The 19878-nt window shown below is 47.1% G+C and carries 22 protein-coding genes; 14 read left to right on the top strand and 8 right to left on the bottom strand.

The window, feature by feature from the left end; all coding sequences use genetic code 11:
- On the top strand, nt 1–330 hold a 330-nt coding region (locus tag B4E62_RS00545; RefSeq protein ID WP_331350669.1), incomplete at its 5' end, for a class I SAM-dependent methyltransferase.
- A gap of 278 nt (nt 331–608) precedes the next feature.
- Nucleotides 609–797: an AbrB/MazE/SpoVT family DNA-binding domain-containing protein gene (locus B4E62_RS21350; protein ID WP_374725265.1), complete on the top strand. Its 189-nt coding sequence runs from the start codon at nt 609–611 to the stop codon at nt 795–797.
- A gap of 232 nt (nt 798–1029) precedes the next feature.
- On the opposite strand, the gene B4E62_RS00550 is transcribed toward B4E62_RS21350, so the two are convergent.
- Nucleotides 1030–1221, bottom strand: a complete 192-nt coding sequence (locus tag B4E62_RS00550) for a hypothetical protein (protein WP_310071548.1) — start codon at nt 1219–1221, stop codon at nt 1030–1032.
- Nucleotides 1222–1477: 256 nt separating this feature from the next.
- The gene (locus B4E62_RS21355) at nt 1478–1666 is read right to left on the bottom strand and encodes a carbon storage regulator (RefSeq protein WP_374725266.1); all 189 of its coding nucleotides are present in this window, start codon (nt 1664–1666) and stop codon (nt 1478–1480) included.
- A 917-nt stretch (nt 1667–2583) separates the two neighbouring features.
- Here B4E62_RS21355 and B4E62_RS00555 point away from each other — a divergent pair.
- The 3 genes from B4E62_RS00555 (at nt 2584) to radA (ending at nt 7417) form a co-directional block, all read left to right on the top strand.
- The gene (locus tag B4E62_RS00555) at nt 2584–4950 is read left to right on the top strand and encodes a hypothetical protein (protein WP_331350670.1); all 2367 of its coding nucleotides are present in this window, start codon (nt 2584–2586) and stop codon (nt 4948–4950) included.
- A 156-nt stretch (nt 4951–5106) separates the two neighbouring features.
- Complete coding sequence (locus B4E62_RS00560; protein ID WP_310071550.1) at nt 5107–6027, top strand: hypothetical protein; 921 nt, start codon at nt 5107–5109, stop codon at nt 6025–6027.
- A 19-nt stretch (nt 6028–6046) separates the two neighbouring features.
- The gene (radA, locus tag B4E62_RS00565; RefSeq protein ID WP_310071552.1) at nt 6047–7417 is read left to right on the top strand and encodes a DNA repair protein RadA; all 1371 of its coding nucleotides are present in this window, start codon (nt 6047–6049) and stop codon (nt 7415–7417) included.
- 7 nt (nt 7418–7424) lie between these two features.
- Here the strand turns inward: radA and B4E62_RS00570 are convergent, their stop codons facing one another.
- From B4E62_RS00570 to B4E62_RS00580, 3 genes are all read right to left on the bottom strand, one after another.
- Complete coding sequence (locus tag B4E62_RS00570) at nt 7425–8189, bottom strand: transporter substrate-binding domain-containing protein (protein WP_310071555.1); 765 nt, start codon at nt 8187–8189, stop codon at nt 7425–7427.
- A gap of 90 nt (nt 8190–8279) precedes the next feature.
- On the bottom strand, nt 8280–8651 hold the full coding sequence (locus B4E62_RS00575; RefSeq protein ID WP_331350671.1) for a PilZ domain-containing protein: 372 nt from the start codon (nt 8649–8651) through the stop codon (nt 8280–8282).
- A gap of 68 nt (nt 8652–8719) precedes the next feature.
- Complete coding sequence (locus B4E62_RS00580) at nt 8720–9106, bottom strand: PilZ domain-containing protein (RefSeq protein ID WP_310071561.1); 387 nt, start codon at nt 9104–9106, stop codon at nt 8720–8722.
- A gap of 189 nt (nt 9107–9295) precedes the next feature.
- Here B4E62_RS00580 and B4E62_RS00585 point away from each other — a divergent pair, with 189 nt between their 5' ends.
- The 7 genes from B4E62_RS00585 (at nt 9296) to B4E62_RS00615 (ending at nt 15839) form a co-directional block, all read left to right on the top strand.
- Nucleotides 9296–10204 carry an ROK family protein gene (locus B4E62_RS00585; protein WP_331350672.1) on the top strand — a complete coding sequence of 303 codons (909 nt, stop codon included), beginning with the start codon at nt 9296–9298 and terminating at the stop codon, nt 10202–10204.
- 1 nt (nt 10205) lies between these two features.
- Nucleotides 10206–11069 (top strand): ABC transporter substrate-binding protein, encoded by an 864-nt coding sequence (locus tag B4E62_RS00590; protein WP_331350673.1) that lies wholly within the window; start codon nt 10206–10208, stop codon nt 11067–11069.
- Nucleotides 11070–11087: 18 nt separating this feature from the next.
- Nucleotides 11088–12089 (top strand): iron ABC transporter permease, encoded by a 1002-nt coding sequence (locus B4E62_RS00595; protein ID WP_331350674.1) that lies wholly within the window; start codon nt 11088–11090, stop codon nt 12087–12089.
- Nucleotides 12086–12883: an ABC transporter ATP-binding protein gene (locus B4E62_RS00600; RefSeq protein WP_331350675.1), complete on the top strand. Its 798-nt coding sequence runs from the start codon at nt 12086–12088 to the stop codon at nt 12881–12883. The genes B4E62_RS00595 and B4E62_RS00600 overlap by 4 nt, the downstream gene beginning before the upstream one ends.
- Nucleotides 12884–12967: 84 nt before the next feature.
- Nucleotides 12968–13426 (top strand): DUF4442 domain-containing protein, encoded by a 459-nt coding sequence (locus B4E62_RS00605; protein WP_310071575.1) that lies wholly within the window; start codon nt 12968–12970, stop codon nt 13424–13426.
- A gap of 38 nt (nt 13427–13464) precedes the next feature.
- Nucleotides 13465–14502, top strand: a complete 1038-nt coding sequence (locus tag B4E62_RS00610) for a Gfo/Idh/MocA family oxidoreductase (RefSeq protein WP_310071579.1) — start codon at nt 13465–13467, stop codon at nt 14500–14502.
- A 50-nt stretch (nt 14503–14552) separates the two neighbouring features.
- Nucleotides 14553–15839 carry an MFS transporter gene (locus tag B4E62_RS00615; RefSeq protein ID WP_310071581.1) on the top strand — a complete coding sequence of 429 codons (1287 nt, stop codon included), beginning with the start codon at nt 14553–14555 and terminating at the stop codon, nt 15837–15839.
- A gap of 37 nt (nt 15840–15876) precedes the next feature.
- Here B4E62_RS00615 and B4E62_RS00620 read toward each other — a convergent pair whose 3' ends face one another.
- Nucleotides 15877–16422, bottom strand: a complete 546-nt coding sequence (locus B4E62_RS00620; RefSeq protein ID WP_310071584.1) for a glycine zipper 2TM domain-containing protein — start codon at nt 16420–16422, stop codon at nt 15877–15879.
- A gap of 123 nt (nt 16423–16545) precedes the next feature.
- Nucleotides 16546–17295 carry a DUF1461 domain-containing protein gene (locus tag B4E62_RS00625; RefSeq protein ID WP_310071587.1) on the bottom strand — a complete coding sequence of 250 codons (750 nt, stop codon included), beginning with the start codon at nt 17293–17295 and terminating at the stop codon, nt 16546–16548.
- 301 nt (nt 17296–17596) lie between these two features.
- On the opposite strand from B4E62_RS00625, the gene B4E62_RS00630 reads away from it, so the two are divergent.
- Nucleotides 17597–18187 carry a hypothetical protein gene (locus B4E62_RS00630; RefSeq protein WP_310071589.1) on the top strand — a complete coding sequence of 197 codons (591 nt, stop codon included), beginning with the start codon at nt 17597–17599 and terminating at the stop codon, nt 18185–18187.
- Nucleotides 18188–18372: 185 nt separating this feature from the next.
- Nucleotides 18373–19011, top strand: coding sequence for a class I SAM-dependent methyltransferase (locus B4E62_RS00635; protein ID WP_310071590.1), 639 nt, complete (start codon nt 18373–18375; stop codon nt 19009–19011).
- 412 nt (nt 19012–19423) lie between these two features.
- On the opposite strand, the gene B4E62_RS21360 is transcribed toward B4E62_RS00635, so the two are convergent.
- The gene (locus tag B4E62_RS21360; protein WP_374725272.1) at nt 19424–19483 is read right to left on the bottom strand and encodes a hypothetical protein; all 60 of its coding nucleotides are present in this window, start codon (nt 19481–19483) and stop codon (nt 19424–19426) included.
- Nucleotides 19484–19878 lie beyond the last annotated feature (395 nt).

The following is a 19878-nucleotide window of genomic DNA, read 5'->3' on the forward strand; positions in this document are numbered from 1 at the left end:
TGCTTAAATCCACATGATGAAATGTTTGATTTTGTTTTAATTGAAGGGGTTTGGCATCATCTCAATGAGGAAGAACGAGCAGTTTCAATAGCGTGCCTTTCGTCAATTATTAAACCGGGAGGTCGATGCGCAATTTCATTAAGAAATGGTCCACCAGGAATGGGTACAAGAGTTTATCCTACCGACGTATCTTCTACCATTAACGCATTTGCAAGTTTTGGGTTTGAAGCTGCCTTTTATGTTGAAAACCAGCCAAGTATTTTTGATTTCAAAGAAAATGTAAAATGGGCACGCATTGTATTACAAAAACGTTTTGGAAAGCCGTCATAACAACATAATTTCTAACGTTAGTTGGCCTGACGATGAATCCAATGGCTATAACAGAGGCAAATTACGAAAGCGGAATTTCAGGCTGGGTTTTAAGAATGATTTGAAGGTTGACCGCTGGAGATATCAATGTCCGAAATTGGCCGAACTGCGATAAGAGGAGCGGATTCAGTTATCTGTTTTTTCCGTAAATAAAGTGTTACATATGTTTTACCTTATATCAAAAATCTTGCTCTTTAATTTCGGATTCGATGAGTGAGCCAGTATTTAAAGAGGTGCTTATGTCAAAAGTAAGTTCCAAAAGACAAGTCACATTGCCTATCGATTTGTGTCTCTTAGCTGGCATTGAGCCGGGGGATGAGGTATCAGTCTTCGTAGATCGGCCAGGAATTATTTCTGTTGTTAAAAAAACCGTTGGTTCCTCCAAAGGTTTTTTTAAGAGACGTACGGGCGACGAAGAACATGAGTGATGAAAATTCACTTGAGAGTGTTATAAATTCATCGCGCTAGCTACTGACACATCTCCTGGTTTAAGATGATTTTGTAGTTGAAATCTGTATGTCTATTCTTGGCCGACATGGGGCTTTGAATGTTTCTTAATGCTCACTGAAAAGGGTGGCAGTTTTTTATTGTCCGCCTTTTTTGCAGGGCTAGGGGAAAAATTACGTCAGTGACCTGCTCAAGAGGATACTCTGCTAAAGGTTACGATTTCTTACTGGGAGGGTTAGTCGGCTTGGGGTCGGGCTGAGCATCAAGCCTAACGAAATTGTCTGGTGAGTATGTAACAGATAAATCCAATGGATCGGCAGAGAAAAAAGCCTCGCCTGCTTTGCGGGTATTTGGAGAACGAATACGTGCTAGCAGAGCATCAAGTTGGTCTTTCATATCGGACACAGGTTTCACCTTAAGGATAGGGATATCAGAATGAACCGCATTCCAGACTTCAATAGCTGATTATCTCAACACTGACACGTTGAATAACAAATCCCTTTTTCCATGAAATGTAAACGCTCCATTCCTGAGAGAGCACCCAAGCATGGGCGGCTCTACAGATATGGATCATCCTCCCGAGCAACAGCCAAAGTCAAAGATCGAAATGTTGATTTCGATATCAACCAGCGAGAGCGCGATACGCGAGATCGAGCGTCCATTATAGCTTAATCTGAGACGGATCCAGAATGTCAATCTCGGCTCGAACAATATCAATAGAATCTGGGGCATTTATGCCCAAACGAACCAATCGCGATTGGGGGCTGACGCTGGTCACCTTAATTCTTACCAACCCCTCATTTGTGTGCAAATGAATCTCCTCCGCTTCGTATCGAGCCAAAATCAGCACAGTTTGAATCTCCTTTTCATTTGTTTAAAAACGTGACGTTAACACATTGAATTCAATCAACAAAGTCGACGGTTTCTTATCACCCTGTAGCAAAATGCTGATAATCGACTGCCGGCAATGTCCAATCAATTCAGGTTGTTTGAAAACTCTTTTGGATTACCCATAAGTCAACTAGCGTTTTAACACGAGTTAAATTTCACAATATTTGCACTGTACAATCAGATTGCATTTTCCTACATAGGATTATAGGGAATAAAGACCTGGTTATTCGGAAGGGACTTGATGGTAAATTTAGGAGCTCAGATATGCCTCATATCGTTTAATGAGTTGCCGGATTTAATTGATCAATTATGATCAATATAAATTGGCAATTAGTATTAAAACCACAAATCCATATGATGAACCTACAACTCATCCCTAGCAGGCGTCATTAAGTTGGCTCTTGTCTGGGACGTAAAAACCGCCTTCGGGCGGTTTTTTCATTTGTAGTCCACGGAAAAGATTATGAAAACAATATGTTACGTTGATGGATATAACTTGTACTTCGGGTGCTTAAAGCATAGCAGTGCCTATTTTCTCTTTTTTGCTGCGGCAGTTGAGATTTGGTGATTTAGAATCGCGGCATGGAATTTTTTATAAACTATTCCTATAAATTTGTAGCGAAGCAATTCCTATAAATCGTCCATAACCTAGATAGTTCCGCGCCGGGTTTATAAACTTATCCCATAATCCGCATCTAAAAGGCACTGTCTTTACTGTTCTGAAAAGGCAAACCAGAAGTGGTTTGCTTTTTTTGTTTGTGGGTTTGGATAAGATCCCGCCTGCAAGGATAATTCTGTACATTACAAACTCGCGCCTTGTAAAAATCTGGCTACACTTTCTACATAATTCCCATAACGTCTGCCCAGGAAGTCACCATGAAAAATAAGTCGAACCAGCTCCTATTATCGTCCCTCACGGTTTCATTATTGGCCTTGCACGGTTGTGGCGGCGGCAGCGATACCGAGAAAGCGCCGGTACCTTCCGGCCCTGATGCTTACGTAGCGGGGACTCATCCGCGTTTTGATCCGGTCATTTCCGATATCCCTTTCAACACTGACATAGTGTTTGCGACACCAACAGGTACACCGCTAGGTAGTATTGATGGAACTGCTGATGTTGGCGTAGCGACTGATCCTGTCCGTGCAACTTTGAATCAGCTCGATGGCTTCTCCACCTCTGCCTTTTTTGATGTGTTGTTGAATGCCAGCGTCAATCCCGCGTCGGTTATTGCATCCAAAACTGTTTTCCTCGTTGAGTTAAATACCGGTGGTAAAGACGCTCTCGATCCCAAAAATATCGTAGGTGTAACTGGGTTGGCCAATTTTGATGCCGTTGTGGTTTCACAAGATGGAGGCACTAATAATGTTATTAGGGTCCGTCCAACCAAACCGCTCAAACCCAAAACTAAGTATTTGGTAATTCTAACAACTGATCTCAAAGATGCGGCAGGCGCATCCTTGACTCGATCCTGGACTTATAATGCCCTGCGCGATCCCAGTTATGAAACTCTCAGTAAGCTGATTCCTGTGCGTAACGCGATTGTCGGCTGGGAAACTCTTGCCAGTGGATTTTTGTCTGCAGTGAGCGGTGGCCAACTAACAGCGGCGGCGGCAAAAGAAAAGTTGGTGCTGACCTATACATTCACCACAACCGACCCGGTCACCGGTTTGGTCGCTATGGCATCGCCGCGTGCGGCCGTTGCCAGCACCCAAATCACAGCGGGAGTTGCGCCAGCCACAGCAGTTGCCAATGCTATGGGTCTAGATTCGGCAGGGCTGCTATCCACCCCGAAAAAACGTGATCTGGGTGTATCAGGGCTTACCGGTATCGATTTCAATACCTTTAGCCCTGCGCTTGCTGCCAATGTTGGCAAGCTTTATACCGGTTATATCAAGCTTCCTTACTACCAAACCGCCGCTGCGGGCTTGCCGTTTGGCGAATATTTAAAACGCAGTTGGAAGCCGGACCTCACCCTTGCTGGTGCTCTGGGGGTAACCGTACCTACCGATGTAGATGGCAGCTATAACGTCACCTATCGTTATCCATTTGCCGCGAAAACCGGCGATGAATCTGTGCCCCTGCAAGTCACGCTGCCACAAGATAACTGGGTTCCCGGTTATGCAGGCGCCGCGAATTGCGGCCAGATCTACGCTGCAACCGGCTATCCCACAGTGATCTATGTGCACGGTATTACCAGTGACCGTGCGTCGGTATTGGCGCTTGGCCATACTCTCGCTAGTCGTTGTATCGCCACTGTTGCGATCGATTTGCCGGTTCATGGTGTTCCAGCCAACAGTGCACTAGTCAATGTATTGAATGTGGAAAAGAGTAAGTCGATTCCCTTTACTGCACTCTATGGTGCTAATGCTCCGCACGAACGCCATTTCAACGTCGCTGGCTCCGGCGGTGCACCAGCTCCTATGAACTTTGATACTCCCGGTACAACGGATGGCTCAGGTGCGCAGTTTATTAACCTTGGCTACCTGACCAATACCCGCGACAACAATCGTCAGGCGGTGATGGATTTACTCAATCTCAATGCCAGCCTCAGCGGTGTTAATACGGAGATGTTGAAGTCAGTCACTACCGGTCTGGATTTGAACCGTGTGTATGTGGTCGGTGTATCGCTTGGAGGCATTCTGGGCAGCGTGTTTACTACTGTGAACCAACTGGCTATCGCCAATGATGGCAAGGTAGGCTTGCCTTCAAACCTCAATCCCATCCGCGGGATCGTAACCAGTGCAGCAGGTACTCAAGTGGCTCAGGTTCTGGTGAATTCAGCCACCTTTACCCCGGTCATCAATGGCGGTTTGGCCGCTAGTGGCGTCAACGTGGGTACCAGCAACTACGAGCGTTTCCTCTACGCCGCGCAGAGTGCGATGGATGCGGGCGACCCAGTGAACTATATGCAAACCCTGGCTAGCTTAGGCGTGCCCGCGTTGGTGCAGCAAATTAACAATGATGCAGTGATACCCAATAGCGCTGCCAGCGCCCCTTTAACCGGTACCTCTGCGATGGCATCTCTTCTCAATGCCTCGCAATTAGGGTTGGGTAGCGCCCAGTTGGGACGCGGTTATGTGAAACACACGGCGGGCGGTCACTCTTCGCTGTTGCGCCCGGAGGGTGGTGCACCTCAGGTAACGGCGGAGTTGCAAACCCAGGTGGTCACATTTGTATTGAATAACGGTGGTGTTGCCGTGGGTGGCGGTGCACCGGGCAATATTGAACTGCCTGCAAACTGATTAATTAGTTTCCTGTTGTTCTGTTTACATAAACCCCGGCTTGCCGGGGTTTATTTTTTACACCAGAATTTACGCGGTGATGGCGCAATAACTGCTATTAGATTAGGGTAAACTGCTGCCCGTTTTGCAGCCCCGCTGTGTTGATGAGTGTGTAATATGACCCCACGCAATTATTTATACCTGCTTAAAAAATACGATGAGTACCAGGTCCAAATCGAACGGTTGCTGGAATCCATTGTGACTTCATTGTCACCCAATAAATTGGAAACCTCGCACGAGCAATTGAATGAAGTCGTTAAACGTTTGCATCTCTCTTATCCTTTTGTAGAGTTGCTCTATTGTCTCGACGAAAAAGGTATACAAACCACCGAGTCTGCCGCGTCGCCCACAGTACCCGACCCCAAACGCCGCGAGCCAGGTTTTGGCTCTGATCGCAGCAATCGTGTTTATTACACACTCGCGCGCGATAACACTGCGACTGCAACCGTAACCCAGCCTTATCTCTCCAGCGCCACTCACCAGTTGGCGATTTCCGCAGTGCAACGTTTTGTGGATGCCGATAATGCAACGCGTTATTTGGTGATCAATTTTAATTTGGAAAAACTGATCACCTTTTTGAATGGCGACAGTTTGCGCCGCGTGGTGCATCCATTGTTCCAGGTGATTTACGGTGTGATCGGTATCATGCTGGTGTTGGTATCCATGCTCTTGTTATTTTCGGCGGGGCAATCGCTTTATGAGATGATCCACGAACATACCAATACCGCTACCCAAGCGTTCCAATCGGTTATTTTAGTGACTTTGGGCTTGGCGATTTTTGATCTGGGTAAAACGATCCTCGAAGAAGAAGTGTTGCTGCACAAAGACATTCACCACACAGGTTCCACACGCCGCACCATTGCGCGGTTTATGTCGGCGATTGTAATTGCGGTATCGATTGAATCTTTGCTGCTGATGTTTAAATCCTTGCTCGGCGATGCCACCCATTTGAATTCTGCCGTATTTATGTTGTTTGCTGCAGTGGCACTGTTGGTAGGTTTGGGCGCGTATTTAAAATTAACCAGCGAAAAGAAATAATTCCACCTAGGGATAATTAATGAGTACAAAAACCAAAAGTGCATTTGTCTGTAACGACTGCGGAGCCGATTATAAAAAATGGCAAGGGCAGTGCACTGAATGTGGTGTGTGGAATAGTTTAAGCGAAGTGCGCTTGGGCCCAACGCCCGCTAACCGTTCAGCAAAGTTTGAAGGTTATGCCGGTGGTGCAGCAGGCAATAAAATCCAAACCCTCGCCGAAATTTCACTCAATGATGTACCGCGCTTTAGCAGCGGAGCAGGAGAGTTTGATCGTGTACTCGGCGGCGGTTTTGTGCCCGGCTCGGTGGTGTTGATTGGCGGAAATCCCGGCGCCGGAAAATCCACACTCTTATTGCAAACCCTGTGCAACCTTGCGCGCACTATGCCAGCGCTTTACATCACTGGTGAAGAGTCGCTCCAGCAGGTAGCGATGCGTGCGCAACGTTTGGGGTTACCCACGGATCAATTGCAAATGCTCAGTGAAACCAGTGTGGAAGGTATTTGCACGATTGCGCAACAGACTGCGCCCAAAGTTATGGTGATTGATTCCATCCAAGTCATGCACATGGAAGACATTTCTTCCGCTCCCGGTTCGGTATCACAAGTGCGCGAAAGTGCGGCGTATCTAACCCGGTTTGCAAAACAAACCGGCACCGTATTAATTCTGGTGGGGCATGTCACTAAAGACGGCTCGCTTGCTGGTCCTAAAGTACTGGAACATATGATCGACTGCTCCATTTTGTTAGAGGGAGATAACGATTCCCGCTTCCGCACCCTGCGCGGAAATAAAAATCGTTTTGGTGCGGTGAATGAATTGGGTGTATTTGCGATGACCGAGCAGGGCATGCGCGAGGTAAATAATCCCTCAGCGATTTTTTTGCAACGGGCGGAAGATGCATCATCTGGTTCAGTGGTGATGGTGATGTGGGAGGGCACACGTCCGCTGTTAATTGAAATACAAGCCTTGGTAGATGACAGCCACTTGGGCAATCCGCGGCGTGTGGCCGTAGGTATGGACCAAAATCGTCTCGCCATGTTGCTTGCCGTATTACATCGCCACGGCGGCATTATGGTGGGTGATCAGGATGTATTTGTGAATGTGGTTGGTGGTGTGAAGGTGATGGAAACCAGTGCGGACTTAGCCGTGTTGCTGGCAATTGTCTCCAGTTTTCGTGACCGCATTTTGCCGCAGGATTTAATTGTGTTTGGCGAGGTGGGTTTGTCGGGTGAAATCCGTCCGGTGCCCAGTGGCCATGAACGTTTGCGCGAAGCAGCCAAGCATGGATTTAAACGTGCGATAGTTCCTTTTGCCAATGCCCCGCGTGAAAAGAATCTGGGCATTGAAGTGGTTGCAGTAAAAAATTTGCAAGAAGCGCTGAACGCACTCTAGGTAAAAATCATTCAGGCGCTTTCAACTCAATCACTTTGCGATTGAGCTGCTGCAGCTGCTCCCAGGCCTGCTTGAAGTTGGGGATACTAAAAAATAGCGCATCGAGGCTGCCATCATCGCGGGCAATTTCCAATCCACGTTGAATGCGTTCTGCTAAATCGCGGTTGTCGTGATTCACAAAAAAGTAAATCGGTTGTGGGTAGTGAATTGCCAGGTTTTTTTCAATGGTCAGTCCCGATTTTCCGTAATGCTCCAATTCATAATTCACTTCCTGAATGCTGCGCGCCATGTAATCAAATCGTTTGACTTTTAACATACGAAACATAGGTTCGTAGGAGTAGGCGGTCACCAGAGGCAAACCATTAAAACGGTAAATGCCGGTATCGCTCCAGTGGGTTCCGCTGCCAATTTTAAATTTCTGTAGATCAGCTAAATTTTTCACTTGTTCAAAGCGCGGTTGATCATCTGCGCGAATTAGCAACAACCGATATTCATTGATGCCGCGGATTAAATTAAATTTAACGGGCATGAGTTCTGTCTCGCGCTTTTTATTGCTACTACTCCAGATAATATCCAGTGTGCCATTTTTCACTAACAGGCGTGCACGCTCGCGCCTTACGTCGTGCATGTGGTAATTAAATTGGATACGTTCAGACGCGTGGCGGGTTTTTTCCAGAGCCAAGCGCAATGCCTGTTCGTAAAAACGGCTGGTCGATTCTGGTTCAAGTGAGCCTGCTTTGGGCAGCGTGATCTGCAGCACGTCATTGGTCATGCCGCTCGCCGTGCTGTTATGGGCAAAAAGAAATAACAGGCACAAGCATGCATAAAAAAATACAGCGTGTTGCATATAAGGGCTTACTGTTTAGTGACCGTTTTCTATCTGGGTTAATAATTCATAAAGCAATGTTTTATCAACGGGCGTGTCGGGTTGGAATTCAAACCCTAAAAGATGCTCGCGTACATGGATTAGCCGGCCATGCAGGCTGAGTTGTTTTTTGGGCGATGTGAGCAGGTTGATATCTTCCAATTGGATATGCACGCGCAGCGGGTCGCCTTTTTGCAGTAGGTGTTCCCCCAAAATAGCCAAGCGTGCGCCGGACTCCGAGAGATCCAATACATGTGCTTCCCATTTTTTTGTGGAGTACTGTAAATCGGCATAAGCACGTAACGGAAAGCGCGGATGTCTGCGCTTGTCTTCATCGCTTAAATCGTCCGGCTTTTTTTCTTCGCTCATTATTTTTGTTGGCTCCGCTGGTCGGGATTCTCTGTGGAGCCATCCTGGCGTTGGCTCCAAAGGCTGATTTAGTAATCACTGATTAATTCAGACAGCTCCCTTTCTGCTGCCAATGCATCGCCTAAATTCAATTCAATCAAGCGGCGTAAATGGCTTACGCTATCAATATCAATGGAGGTACACATCAAACCGGTTTGGTTATGATGTTGGTGCGCCACCGTCACAGACATGGCGATGCTGGTGTTGTCGGACAGCAAGATTTTCACCAGGATCGGTTCGCTATGGACTACTTCCACCGGCAGTGTCTGTTGTAACAACAAACCTTTGAGTGAAATATCGAGCAGGCTGGCGCGCCAGTGAAATTCACCTTGCGCGAGTTCAACATGCGCATCAAACAGGATGCGGCTAAATTTGCGGCGCTCATGGGCGGCGGCTGTTTTTCTTGTATCGGTCATATTGTGTGCTTTTAGTCGCAAGTGGTCTTTCAGTAACTGATGGGCTTATCCAGGTTGCGGATAGGCCTGTTTTTGAGTGTAGTCCTTGGCGGCCGTTTCGCCATTATTGAATTTACCTGAGGTGCTTATTTGCCTCGGGCAAGGGGCGGCACCTATAATCCCGCCAGATTTGATAACAGGCTGATTCATATGACAGATTTTCGTATTGGTATCGATCTCGGCGGCACTAAAACCGAGGTGATCCTGCTCAATGGCCGTAGCCAGGAGCTGTTCCGCACGCGCATTCCCACAGTGCGCGACGACTATGATGCAACCCTGCGCGATATCGCCGGTTTGGTGGCGCAAGCTGAGGTGGCCGCAGGCGAGACCCTGTTGCCGGTCGGGATAGGTATTCCGGGCACAATTTCGCGTAAAACTGGTTGGGTGAAAAATGCCAATTCAACTTGGCTTAACGGCAAACCTTTCCAAAAAGACCTATCAGCGTTTTTAATGCGCGATGTCAAAGTCACTAACGATGCTAACTGCCTTGCCGTCTCCGAAGCCACTGATGGTGCTGGTCGTGGTTATGATCTGGTGTTCGCAGGTATTCTCGGTACTGGCTGCGGTGCGGGAGTTGCCTATCAGGGTAGGCCGATTGTCGGACCCAATGGTGTAGCGGGTGAGTGGGGGCACAATCCGTTGGCCTGGACAAGTGATGCCGAGTTAAATGCGCGCCCTTGTTACTGCGGCAAGGCGGGATGTCAGGAAACGTTTTTGTCCGGTACTGGTTTGTGTCTTTCTTATCAGTTAGCAACTGGTGAAAAAATCAAAGGGCATGAAATTGTGGAGCGCGCGCAAGCGGGTGAAGCGATTGCACAAAAAATCCTCGCCGATTATTTCGATCAACTCGCGCGTGGTTTAGCGTGCATCATTAATGTGATGGACCCGGATGTGATTGTACTGGGCGGTGGCGCTTCCAATATCGCGGCGATTTACACTGAAGTGCCCAAACTCTTACCCAAATATGTATTCGGGAGCGAGTGCGATACTCCAATTGTTCCTGCGGTGCATGGCGACTCCAGCGGCGTGCGCGGTGCGGCCTGGTTGAATCCGCTTTAAGATGAAAATAGTTACTGCGGTCAAAAAGCCCATCCTGCTTGCGATGGGCTTTTTGTTTTTTATTTTGTCGAGCTTTTGTTTTTCACAAACAGCGGTAACAACACAAACAGCTCCGCAGCGAATTGCGTCACTCAATATCTGTATCGATCAATTACTCTGGGAATTAGTACCGCACGAGCGGTTGGTGTCAATCAGTTACCTGACTGCAAACCCTATGTGGTCACCCATCGCTGCGCAAGTAAAAGGAATACCACTCAATCATGGCCTCGCAGAAGAAATTGTGCCTTTGAAACCCGATGTTATTTTTGCGGGTGAGTTTGATGCGCCCGACGCCATCGCATTACTCGAACGATTGGGGCACCCGGTTACGCGATTACCTTTACCGCGCAAGCTTGAGGATATCAACACCCAAATTTTGCAATTGGGTGAATTGGTAGGTGCTACTGCAAAAGCCTTGTCAATCACGCAAAAAAGCAGTGCGCAAGTCGCCGAGTTACAGGCAGCCAACAAAACTCAACAACCACTGACGGCGTTTTGGTATTCATCAAATGGTGTGGTGATTGGTGATGGAACTCTGGAGCATGAATTAATGCTGCTCGCCGGTTTGCGTAATCTAGCAGCGGAGCGTGGCATGTTTGGTTTTAATCAGTTGGATTTGGAATTGCTGCTCAGTTCCAAACCACAAGTATTAATTATCGAAGAGGGCAATGCAGAAGCTTTTTCATTAGCGCGTGAATATTTGGCGCATCCGGCGTTAGCAAATGCAGGATTCAAAATTGTCCGTTTACCGGCAGGCTTGTCGGGTTGCGCAGCATCAGTGTTGGGTGATGTTGCAATTGCATTAAAACAAGAACTAGCGAAATAAATTTATCCCGAGGTGAATTTGCAAATCAAAATTTCATTTCTGCAGGTAGTGATCGTTTTGGTCATCGCCATTTTTGCCACTGCTGCTCTGGCGCTGAACAGCGGTGCGGCCGATATCCCGGTTCTGCAATCTTTTGTGGATATGTGGAGTGGTGAGCAGAGTTTGGGTGCAACCATCCTCGGGCAAATTCGTATTCCGCGTTTGCTGCTGGCGATTATTGTCGGTGCAACGCTCGGCATGGCTGGCGCAGCTATGCAAGGTTTGTTACGCAATCCCCTTGCTGATCCCGGCGTTCTCGGTGTTACCAGTGGTGCCGCCTTTGGCGCTGTGTGCGTATTGTATTTTGGTGCTGCAGCTACGGCGTGGTATTGGTTGCCAAGCGCAGCGATTATCGGTGCGCTCTTATCATTGGTATTGGTTTATCTATTGGCGGGCATGCACAGCAGTATGCTTGCGCTAATTCTTGCGGGCGTGGCCATGAGTGCAATCACCGGTGCATTAATTGCTGTCGCATTAAATTTTGCACCGAGTTTATATGCGATGCAGGAAATTGTATTTTGGTTGATGGGTTCACTTGCCAATCGTCAATGGGATCACGTTAGTATCGCATTACCATTGGCGATAATTGGCTGGTTGTTAATGCTCAGTCGCAGCCGTTTTCTGGATGCATTGAGCTTGGGCGAAGAGAGTACGCGCTCGCTGGGTTTTGATAATCACCGTGAGCGAGGCATTTTGTTATTCGGTATTGCGATAGGTGTCGGCGCGTGCGTTGCGGTAAGTGGCAGTATCGGGTTCATCGGTTTAATTGTGCCGCATTTGTTACGTCCCTTTGTAGGATATAGACCCGGTCGCTTGATGTTTGCCAGTGCACTTGGCGGCGCTTTGTTATTAGTGCTTGCCGATATTCTGGTACGGCAGTTTGACAGTGCGCGCGAATTAAAGCTGGGCGTAGTGACTTCGTTATTGGGTGGCCCGTTCTTTTTGTTATTAATTTTAAAAACCCGTTCACGGTGGGCATGATGACAACAACATTGAGTGCCCAACAGGTTTCTTTTGCGCGCGATGGCAATGTCATTCTGGATAATGCAGATTTAACTTTATCGCAGGGAGAATTAGTCGGGTTGATCGGCCCCAACGGCGCTGGTAAAAGTTCACTCTTGCGGATGATGGCGGGATTACAGCAGCCCGATTCCGGACAGATTTATTTATCGAACGAAGTTCATCCGCAAAAATTGCTAAACGATTTTTCCGGGCGAGAGCGCGCGCAATTGTTGGCGTACTTGCCGCAACAGGAAACGCCCGCATGGCCCTTGCAAGTTGAGCATTTGGTTGGCTTGGGGCGTGCACCCTGGCATAAACCCATGAGTGGCAAATCGGAACGCGATAAGCGGGCCATTGAGCGCGCGCTTGAGATCACTGAGTTGCAATCGCTACGCCAGCGGATCGTGACTACGCTTTCCGGTGGTGAGTTGCAGCGCACCTTGCTGGCGCGCGTATTTGCTGGTGAGCCGCAAATTATTCTCGCTGACGAACCCATCGCTGCGCTCGATCCCTACCATCAGTTGCATATGATGGAATTGCTTGCTGAACACGCGCAGCAGGGCGGAGCTGTTTTGGCGGCACTGCATGATTTAAGTTTGGCCGCCCGTTTTTGTTCGCGGTTGGTGCTATTGCATCACGGAAAAATTGTTGCCGATGGTCAACCGATTGACGTATTAACTACGGAAAATTTGGAACAGGTTTACGGCATCAGTGCCTATGTTGATTGTCGTGATGATGGCGTAGTCATTATCCCGCGTAAGAGGGTGCTTTAAATATAGCCCAACACAAATGGGTTTTTTCACTAAATACTCATCAAGATCTTATCAAATCTATCTTTACGAGTGAGATTGGAAAAAATGAAAGCAGGTCTGTTTAAATTCATCGTCAATTTATGGCCACCATTATTTTTCTCCGCTATCAAGATCACCTATCTCGCCGCGGATTACCGCGAAGTACGCGTTACCTTAAAGTTACGCTGGTATAACCGCAATTATGTCGGTACGCAATATGGCGGCAGCTTGATGTCTATGACTGACCCCTGGTACATGTTGATGATCATGAACAATCTCGGGCGCGATTATTTTGTATGGGATAAACACGCCGAGATAGATTACATCGCTCCCGGTAAAACCCACGTGCATGCGCACTTTGTGATTAACGATGAAATCCTTAGTGATATACGCGCAAAAACAGCCAATGGCGATAAATATGTGCCGGAATTTTTGGTTGAAATTAAGGATGATCACGGACATTTAGTTGCGCGTGTAAAACGGCGCGTTTATATCAAATTAAAACCGCGTGCGCGTACAGAGTGAAAATTCACGCCTGAAATTCCTAATAGCCGGAAAATATTATGTTTAATGTCGCTCTCTGTTCTTATGGTATGTCAGGCAAAGTGTTTCATGCCCCGCTGATTACCGCTGAACCAGGTTTGAAACTTCACACTATATTGCAGCGCAGTGAGCCCACTGCATTAGTTGATTACCCGCAGGTCGCTATTGTAAAAACCTTTGAAGATATTCTGGCGAATCCGGATATCCATTTGGTGGTAGTCAATACGCCCAACGAACTTCACTACCCAATGACCAAAGCGGCACTGCAAGCCGGTAAACATGTCGTGGTAGAAAAACCTTTTACCTTAAATATCGACGAAGGCAATGAATTAATCGCACTGGCAAATAGCCAACAAAAAATCCTTTCTGTTTTTCAAAATAAACGTTTGGAAAGTGATCATTTGGATGCGCAAAAAGTTATCGAATCAGGTGCGTTGGGGCGCATCGTTGAAGTGGAGTGGCATTACGACCGCTATCGCACTAACGTCACTCACAAAAAATGGAAGGAAGATAATCTGCCCGGTTCCGGCACCTGGTTTGATTTGGGTATTCACATGGTGGATTCCATGCTGTGCCTATTCGGAAAACCGAACGCTGTCTACGCCGATATGCGCAGCCTGCGCCGCGCCGAAGGTTCGACTGATTATTTTAATGTGTGTTTTCACTACGCTGACATGCGTGTCATTCTCCGCTCCAGTACCTACGTTAGTGAAAAGGGAGCTACCGTTGCCATTCACGGCGATAAAGGTTCCTTTTTAAAATTCGGGCAAGATGTTCAAGAGAGTCAAATGATGCGTGGCGTTATTCCCGGCATGACAGGCTGGGCGCAACCCGGTGAAGATAACTACGGTATTTTGCATGTTCACAATAATGGCGAAGCGACACGCTCGATCATTCCTGGTCAACGCGGTTACTACGAGCATTATTATAAAAATATTGTGGATGCGATTAACAGCAAGGCCCCACTGGCATTTTTGCCGCAGCAGTCTTTGTTGGGCGTTGAGTTGTTGTTGGCGGCTGAGCAGAGTGCCAAGCAAGGCGTTTTAGTTAATCTGTAGGTAATGAAAGTTTCTGTCATCATTGTTGTATTCTCTGTAGGCCAACTGCCATGCCCCAAGACCTATCCCGCAACGCCAATCGCTTTGTCACTTTCACCGTTTTTTTTACCGCGCGTGCTTACTATCCGGTATTGGCAATTTTATTTATCGACTTGGGTTTAACGCTCGATCAGTTTGTGATGCTCAATCTGATTTGGGCGCTGACGATTTTTTTATTTGAAGTTCCTTCGGGTGCTTTGGCGGATACGATTGGGCGCAGAACATTATTGATGACGGCATCAGTATTGATGGTGATTGAAATGCTGTGCTTGCTGATCGCGCCGCGCGATGGGGGAATGCTGTTGCTTATAATGTGTGTAATCAACCGTATTTGCTCCGGGCTGTCAGAAGCCTGCGCGAGTGGGGCAGATGAGGCGCTCGCTTATGATTCACTACCGCCAGAAAATCGCGCCAGTGCCTGGGATCACTTGCTTGCCCATGCCATGCGTTGGCGCTCGGTAGGTTTTGTGCTGGCGATGATTATCGGCGGTGTGCTTTATGATGCGGATACAATTAATTCTATTCTTCCCGCGAGCTTTCACATCAGTAGTGAGACGGCTCATCGATTGCCGGTGTTATTGGTGCTGATGCAAGCGCTGGCTTGTTTATTTATTACCTGGCGGATGGTTGAGCCGGTTCACGCGGCAGCGGGTTCGACTTTATCCCATGCTTTTCATCTCACCCTTTCAACTGCACGTTGGGTGTTTACCAATCCCAAAACGTTGGTGGTTATTTTAATTGGCGTTGCGCTGGATTCCATCGTGCGCAATTTCGCAACCATCACCAGTAGTTACTATCGGCTGATTGATTTGCCGGAATGGACCTATGGTTTTTTTGGTGCAGCCATGGGTTTACTCGGTTGGTTTGTCCCTGGGATAGCTAAACAGTTAAATGCGCGTTTTGGCATGTTGGCGAATTTGGGCTTGGTTGCAGTAATGACACTGATTGGTTTGGTGGTATTGGTGCCCGCTTGGCCAATCTATGGTGTAGTGCCGACATTATTTTTAATGATGATGATGGGATTTCTCGGTTTTACCGTTAGCCGCGTGTTGCATGAAGAGGCAGATTCATCGCGGCGCGCAACCGTGCTGTCAGTTAAAGGATTAATTTTTAATTTGGGCTACGGTTTATTCAGCTTAGGTTTTTCCGGTTTGCTGGCCAGTTTTCCCGATACGCCAGAAGGCGCAGCACTGCGCAGTGCATTACTGTGGCAAGTACCATTTTTTGTAGCGGTTATTTTGGGATTGTTTAGTTGGGCGTTTTTTAAATTGCGTAGCTACAGGGTTTCAAAAGGATAAAAAAGCTCCCAAGCATTGCGCTTGGGAGCTTTACTCATTATTTAGTGGTTGAGGTAGGTTGGTTCAATACTAACTCACCATTTTGCAGCGGAATTTTTTGACCGGGATCGTAAGACATACGCACAACTTCTTCTTTGTCTTTTATGCGATAGGTAACATCATAACCGGTAATTTCTTCACGGGTTTCGTATACCGTTTTGCAGCTTTGCTCGACTGTAGTGTAAGTGTCACCTTTCTGCATGTTTTCTTGCACTTTATCGCCGGCGTAACCGCCTGCAACTGCGCCTGCAACTGTCGCTACCTTTTTACCGTTGCCGCCGCCTACCTGATTGCCTAGGGCTCCACCAACGACTGCGCCTAACACCTTACCGGCAATGCGGTTGGTATCTTTCACCGGTTTTTGACGTACCACTGTTTTCTCAACGCATTCTTCGTGCGGTATTTTTATCTCTTTGGTCACTGCAAGGGTTTTGAGCACTTTGGCGTGATCTGGCTCTTTTACGTATTGATAACCAGCAATGGCGCCACCCATGGTGGCTACACCCAAACCCAGTACAGTACCCATAATCATCGATTTGTTCATAAGATCATCCTCGCTAACGTAAACAGCTGTATTTACAGCAGGTGCGGCCAGTATGGGCGCTTTTTCGCTTAACGCTAGCTTAATAAATTAGATCTCATGGCAAAGTTGAGAACTGCTTAAACATTATCGCTTCCTGGCCTTGGTGTTAGATTGTTGTTGTGGGGTAAAGCGCAGTAAGCGATTCATGCCATATAGGCTCGCAGACCATAGTGCAATAAGTAATAAAAGTAAGAGTGTGGCAATAAAAGCAAAAATATCAGGCGCTTTCATCAAGGTGGTCATCAATGAATCCTGGTAATAAAAAAACCACTGATGCCCATCAGGAAATACCTGCACATGAAACCAATAAAATACTTCGGTAGGACCAATGATCAGGACAATTGTAGTGATGGCTGCAAAGCCTGCTAAAAATCCGAGTAGAACTTTTTTTACGGGCGGGAGTTTTAATTTTTGGTGGTGTGCGAAAAAAATCAGTCCGATCCATACCAATAAACACATTGTGCCCGTTACATAAAACACGTCGATGAGGTTTGCCACATCTTGCAAATGAATAATTTCTGCCTCATGCATTAACGCTGTGGTTTCGCCGTTTTTTAAATGGTAGCTAATCTCGCGTAAGCCTTTACCACTGGCTTGCACTGCATCGCTGATCTCACCAAACAGACGCCAGTGCTCCGCAGGTGTCGTCCATTCAAAATCATCTTTGTATCGATTCTGCGGTGCAAAGTCTGCGATGTGTTTATCCAGATGCAACAGCTTATAGCCAACGGGATAAGCAAAATGGTATTGCGCGAGTAAATGCCAACTCACTAATGCGAGTGCTATCAGTTGGCAGGTAAAAAATAAGGGCCAGAAAATAACGCGTTTCATCATGGTGTGTGACTCGAAATAGCAGCGCGGCAAAAATAGCACGGCGATCAAAACCCGGCTACAGAGATGCATCGCCTACATGGTCTTGTGGGTGACCTATTAATGCAGTCAGTTTATTGACGTTTTTTAGGTGCCAATTTGTCGATAAAATGAACACATTTGATGTTTTAGGTGCCATATTGTCGATATGGGTGCCTAATAGAAACAATGACTTGAGCGTATTTTTAAGCTAGTGGCACCTAAATTGCCTATAGGTATGTGATGCTTTTCTCACATTAATGGGTCTTTGAAGGAGAAGTGCCAGTTGAAACTTCTGTGGAAATTTGTGGCATTAACTATGGTAACTGGCTGGTCCGCCTTATCTGCTTTTGGCGGTGAAATTACATGCCTGCCGGACAATCAGCGAGTTGCCATATTAAGTGATGCGATTGAATGCAAGACACTTAACTCGGTAAACCTTAATTCACCTGCCCAAATAGATGCGCTTTACGACGATCTCGGCGATCCTTGGGTCAAAGAAGGTGAGCTTACCGGATCGGGTGCAAATGATTTGTTCACTGTCGTTGCAGATAGCTGGGGCGTTGATGTCGAAGGACAGTGGTATATCGCGGATTCTTTTTGGGATAACTACAGTCGTGCGGTGATCACCATGCATGTTGGTCACGGTGGTGGTAATCCTGATGCATTTGCCTGGTTGATTACACCGGGTGAAATCTCGGGTTACTTTTCTTATGAAAGAATTTCGGGTACGGGTGGTGGTTTGTCTAATTTATTCTTGTTCGGATCTGGTGAGCCATTACTGAGAGTCTCTGAATCCAATATCGCACTCTTGCTGCTAATGGGTTTATGCTCTTTACTCATCTCCCGGCGATGTGCGTCTGTGCGTGTGAAGTAAAATGTAATGAGTAATGAAAGCCGCAGAATCTTCTGCGGCTTTTTTGTTAGTGCTTTTGCATCATTAAAAATAAACTCTCCGTGATGTTTTGTGGCCAGCGGTCACATAAGTGTCTTAATTTTGTCATAGAATTCCGACGTTATTGAGCGAACTCTCCCCAAGCCCTTTACGAGTGAGATGACACAGTGCCAGAACTATTAGCCCCACCTGCCAAGAACACCTATCACACTTACGGAATTTGGTTGTACACCGAAAAAAGCCGGGAAATTAAAAGCCTCAAAAAAGAGCGCAGCCCAAGTGTACATGGCGATAAACATTGGGATTCAAGCTACCTGTTGATGGATTACTTTACCCATAACCCGCTCAAGAAAAAAAGCCGGATATTGGATGTGGGTTGCGGCTGGGGTCCCACCTCCATTTACCTGGCTAACAGCGGCCACGGCGTTACCGGTTTGGACGTGGACGATGAAGTGTTTGCTTTTTTGGATGTACAAGCCGAACTCAATGGTGTTGCTGTAAAAACCCGCCAGGGAGCAATGGCCTCTATGAAAAAAGCCGACTTGAGCAAATACGATGTAATTGTCGGTGGCGATATTTGTTTCTGGGATGAATTGACCGATGAATGGTTTGCAATGCTTAAGCGTGCCGCGAGCGCGGGTGTAAAAAAATTGGTATTAGCCGATCCGGGGCGCAGCCCGTTTTTAAAATTAGTGGATAAGTGCTACGAGCGTTGGGATTGTGATATGCATACCTGGTACTGTCTGGAGCCCAAGCGGTTTACCGGTAGCTTGTTGATTGTCAATCTGGATAAAAAAGCAGATTAGCGGCAAGGTTGGCAAGAGCATCATCCCTGATGCGCTGGGCAATTATTCTGTTCATGAGAAATTCCTTCTCGTGTCGTTATTGTCAGGTCTTAGTTATTTAGTACTTACACTTCGGTAGATTCGGTTTCAATCAAGCGGGAACCGAATACCTTGGTGTAGTCGAGCTGTGGTTCGGTAGTCTTGTGTTCCGCCTCTGCAATTTTTTCCATTTCCTTGACGGGGGCTGCAGGAACAAAAGGTGCAACTGGTTTAACGTGCTCATAACGGCCAGATGCGATCACTTCATTTTCATCCAGTGCCTTTTTCAATATGTGTTGCACTTGTGCGCTGGGTGAATCGGCAGGGCAGGCGATCATATCCATATAATCAATACCCAGGCGATAGGGTGGCCAACCATTTTCCAAGCCGGTTTTTACCAATTGGCGATAGCAGTTTTTCGCGCGCGCGACATCTTCAGGGTTTTTACGATCAAACAACACTGGAATCGTGCCTGACAGTGTACGCGATGAGCGTGAAGTTACGGCGAGCAGCGGATCAAATCCATTATCGGTTAAACATTTGCTCATTACTGTGCGATAGCGCTCTACTTCATCGGATGTAAAAGGCACCAGCGGTGCATACCATAAAATACCAGCGCCATCTTTAGCGGGATGCGAATGCACATCGAGTTTTTTTGCGGTGGGGTCGAGTGCGTAAGCAATTTTTAAAAACGCAACGATCGGATAACCTTCAACAGTGCCGAGAGTATTCACCAGTGCACCAAAGTGACGGCGCAAGGATGAGAGACCCCATTGTGGTAAATAATTCTGGATCTTTTGCAGCTGTTTAATTTGGTTCGGGCTAAAACTCCATACGCGACAATTTTTT

The sequence above is a fragment of the Cellvibrio sp. UBA7671 genome (genome assembly GCA_002483145.1).
GTDB classification, from domain to species: domain Bacteria; phylum Pseudomonadota; class Gammaproteobacteria; order Pseudomonadales; family Cellvibrionaceae; genus Cellvibrio; species Cellvibrio fibrivorans.

Coding starts and splice junctions, on each gene's coding strand:
- B4E62_RS00585 (WP_331350672.1), top strand. CDS start 9,296: ATGACAGATTTTCGTATTGGTATCGATCTCGGCGGCACTAAAACCGAG.
- B4E62_RS00555 (WP_331350670.1), top strand. CDS start 2,584: ATGAAAAATAAGTCGAACCAGCTCCTATTATCGTCCCTCACGGTTTCA.
- B4E62_RS00560 (WP_310071550.1), top strand. CDS start 5,107: ATGACCCCACGCAATTATTTATACCTGCTTAAAAAATACGATGAGTAC.
- B4E62_RS21350 (WP_374725265.1), top strand. CDS start 609: ATGTCAAAAGTAAGTTCCAAAAGACAAGTCACATTGCCTATCGATTTG.
- B4E62_RS00570 (WP_310071555.1), bottom strand. CDS start 8,189: ATGACCAATGACGTGCTGCAGATCACGCTGCCCAAAGCAGGCTCACTT.
- radA (WP_310071552.1), top strand. CDS start 6,047: ATGAGTACAAAAACCAAAAGTGCATTTGTCTGTAACGACTGCGGAGCC.
- B4E62_RS00580 (WP_310071561.1), bottom strand. CDS start 9,106: ATGACCGATACAAGAAAAACAGCCGCCGCCCATGAGCGCCGCAAATTT.
- B4E62_RS00610 (WP_310071579.1), top strand. CDS start 13,465: ATGTTTAATGTCGCTCTCTGTTCTTATGGTATGTCAGGCAAAGTGTTT.
- B4E62_RS00600 (WP_331350675.1), top strand. CDS start 12,086: ATGATGACAACAACATTGAGTGCCCAACAGGTTTCTTTTGCGCGCGAT.
- B4E62_RS00615 (WP_310071581.1), top strand. CDS start 14,553: ATGCCCCAAGACCTATCCCGCAACGCCAATCGCTTTGTCACTTTCACC.
- B4E62_RS00620 (WP_310071584.1), bottom strand. CDS start 16,422: ATGAACAAATCGATGATTATGGGTACTGTACTGGGTTTGGGTGTAGCC.
- B4E62_RS00605 (WP_310071575.1), top strand. CDS start 12,968: ATGAAAGCAGGTCTGTTTAAATTCATCGTCAATTTATGGCCACCATTA.
- B4E62_RS00625 (WP_310071587.1), bottom strand. CDS start 17,295: ATGATGAAACGCGTTATTTTCTGGCCCTTATTTTTTACCTGCCAACTG.
- B4E62_RS00590 (WP_331350673.1), top strand. CDS start 10,206: ATGAAAATAGTTACTGCGGTCAAAAAGCCCATCCTGCTTGCGATGGGC.
- B4E62_RS00575 (WP_331350671.1), bottom strand. CDS start 8,651: ATGAGCGAAGAAAAAAAGCCGGACGATTTAAGCGATGAAGACAAGCGC.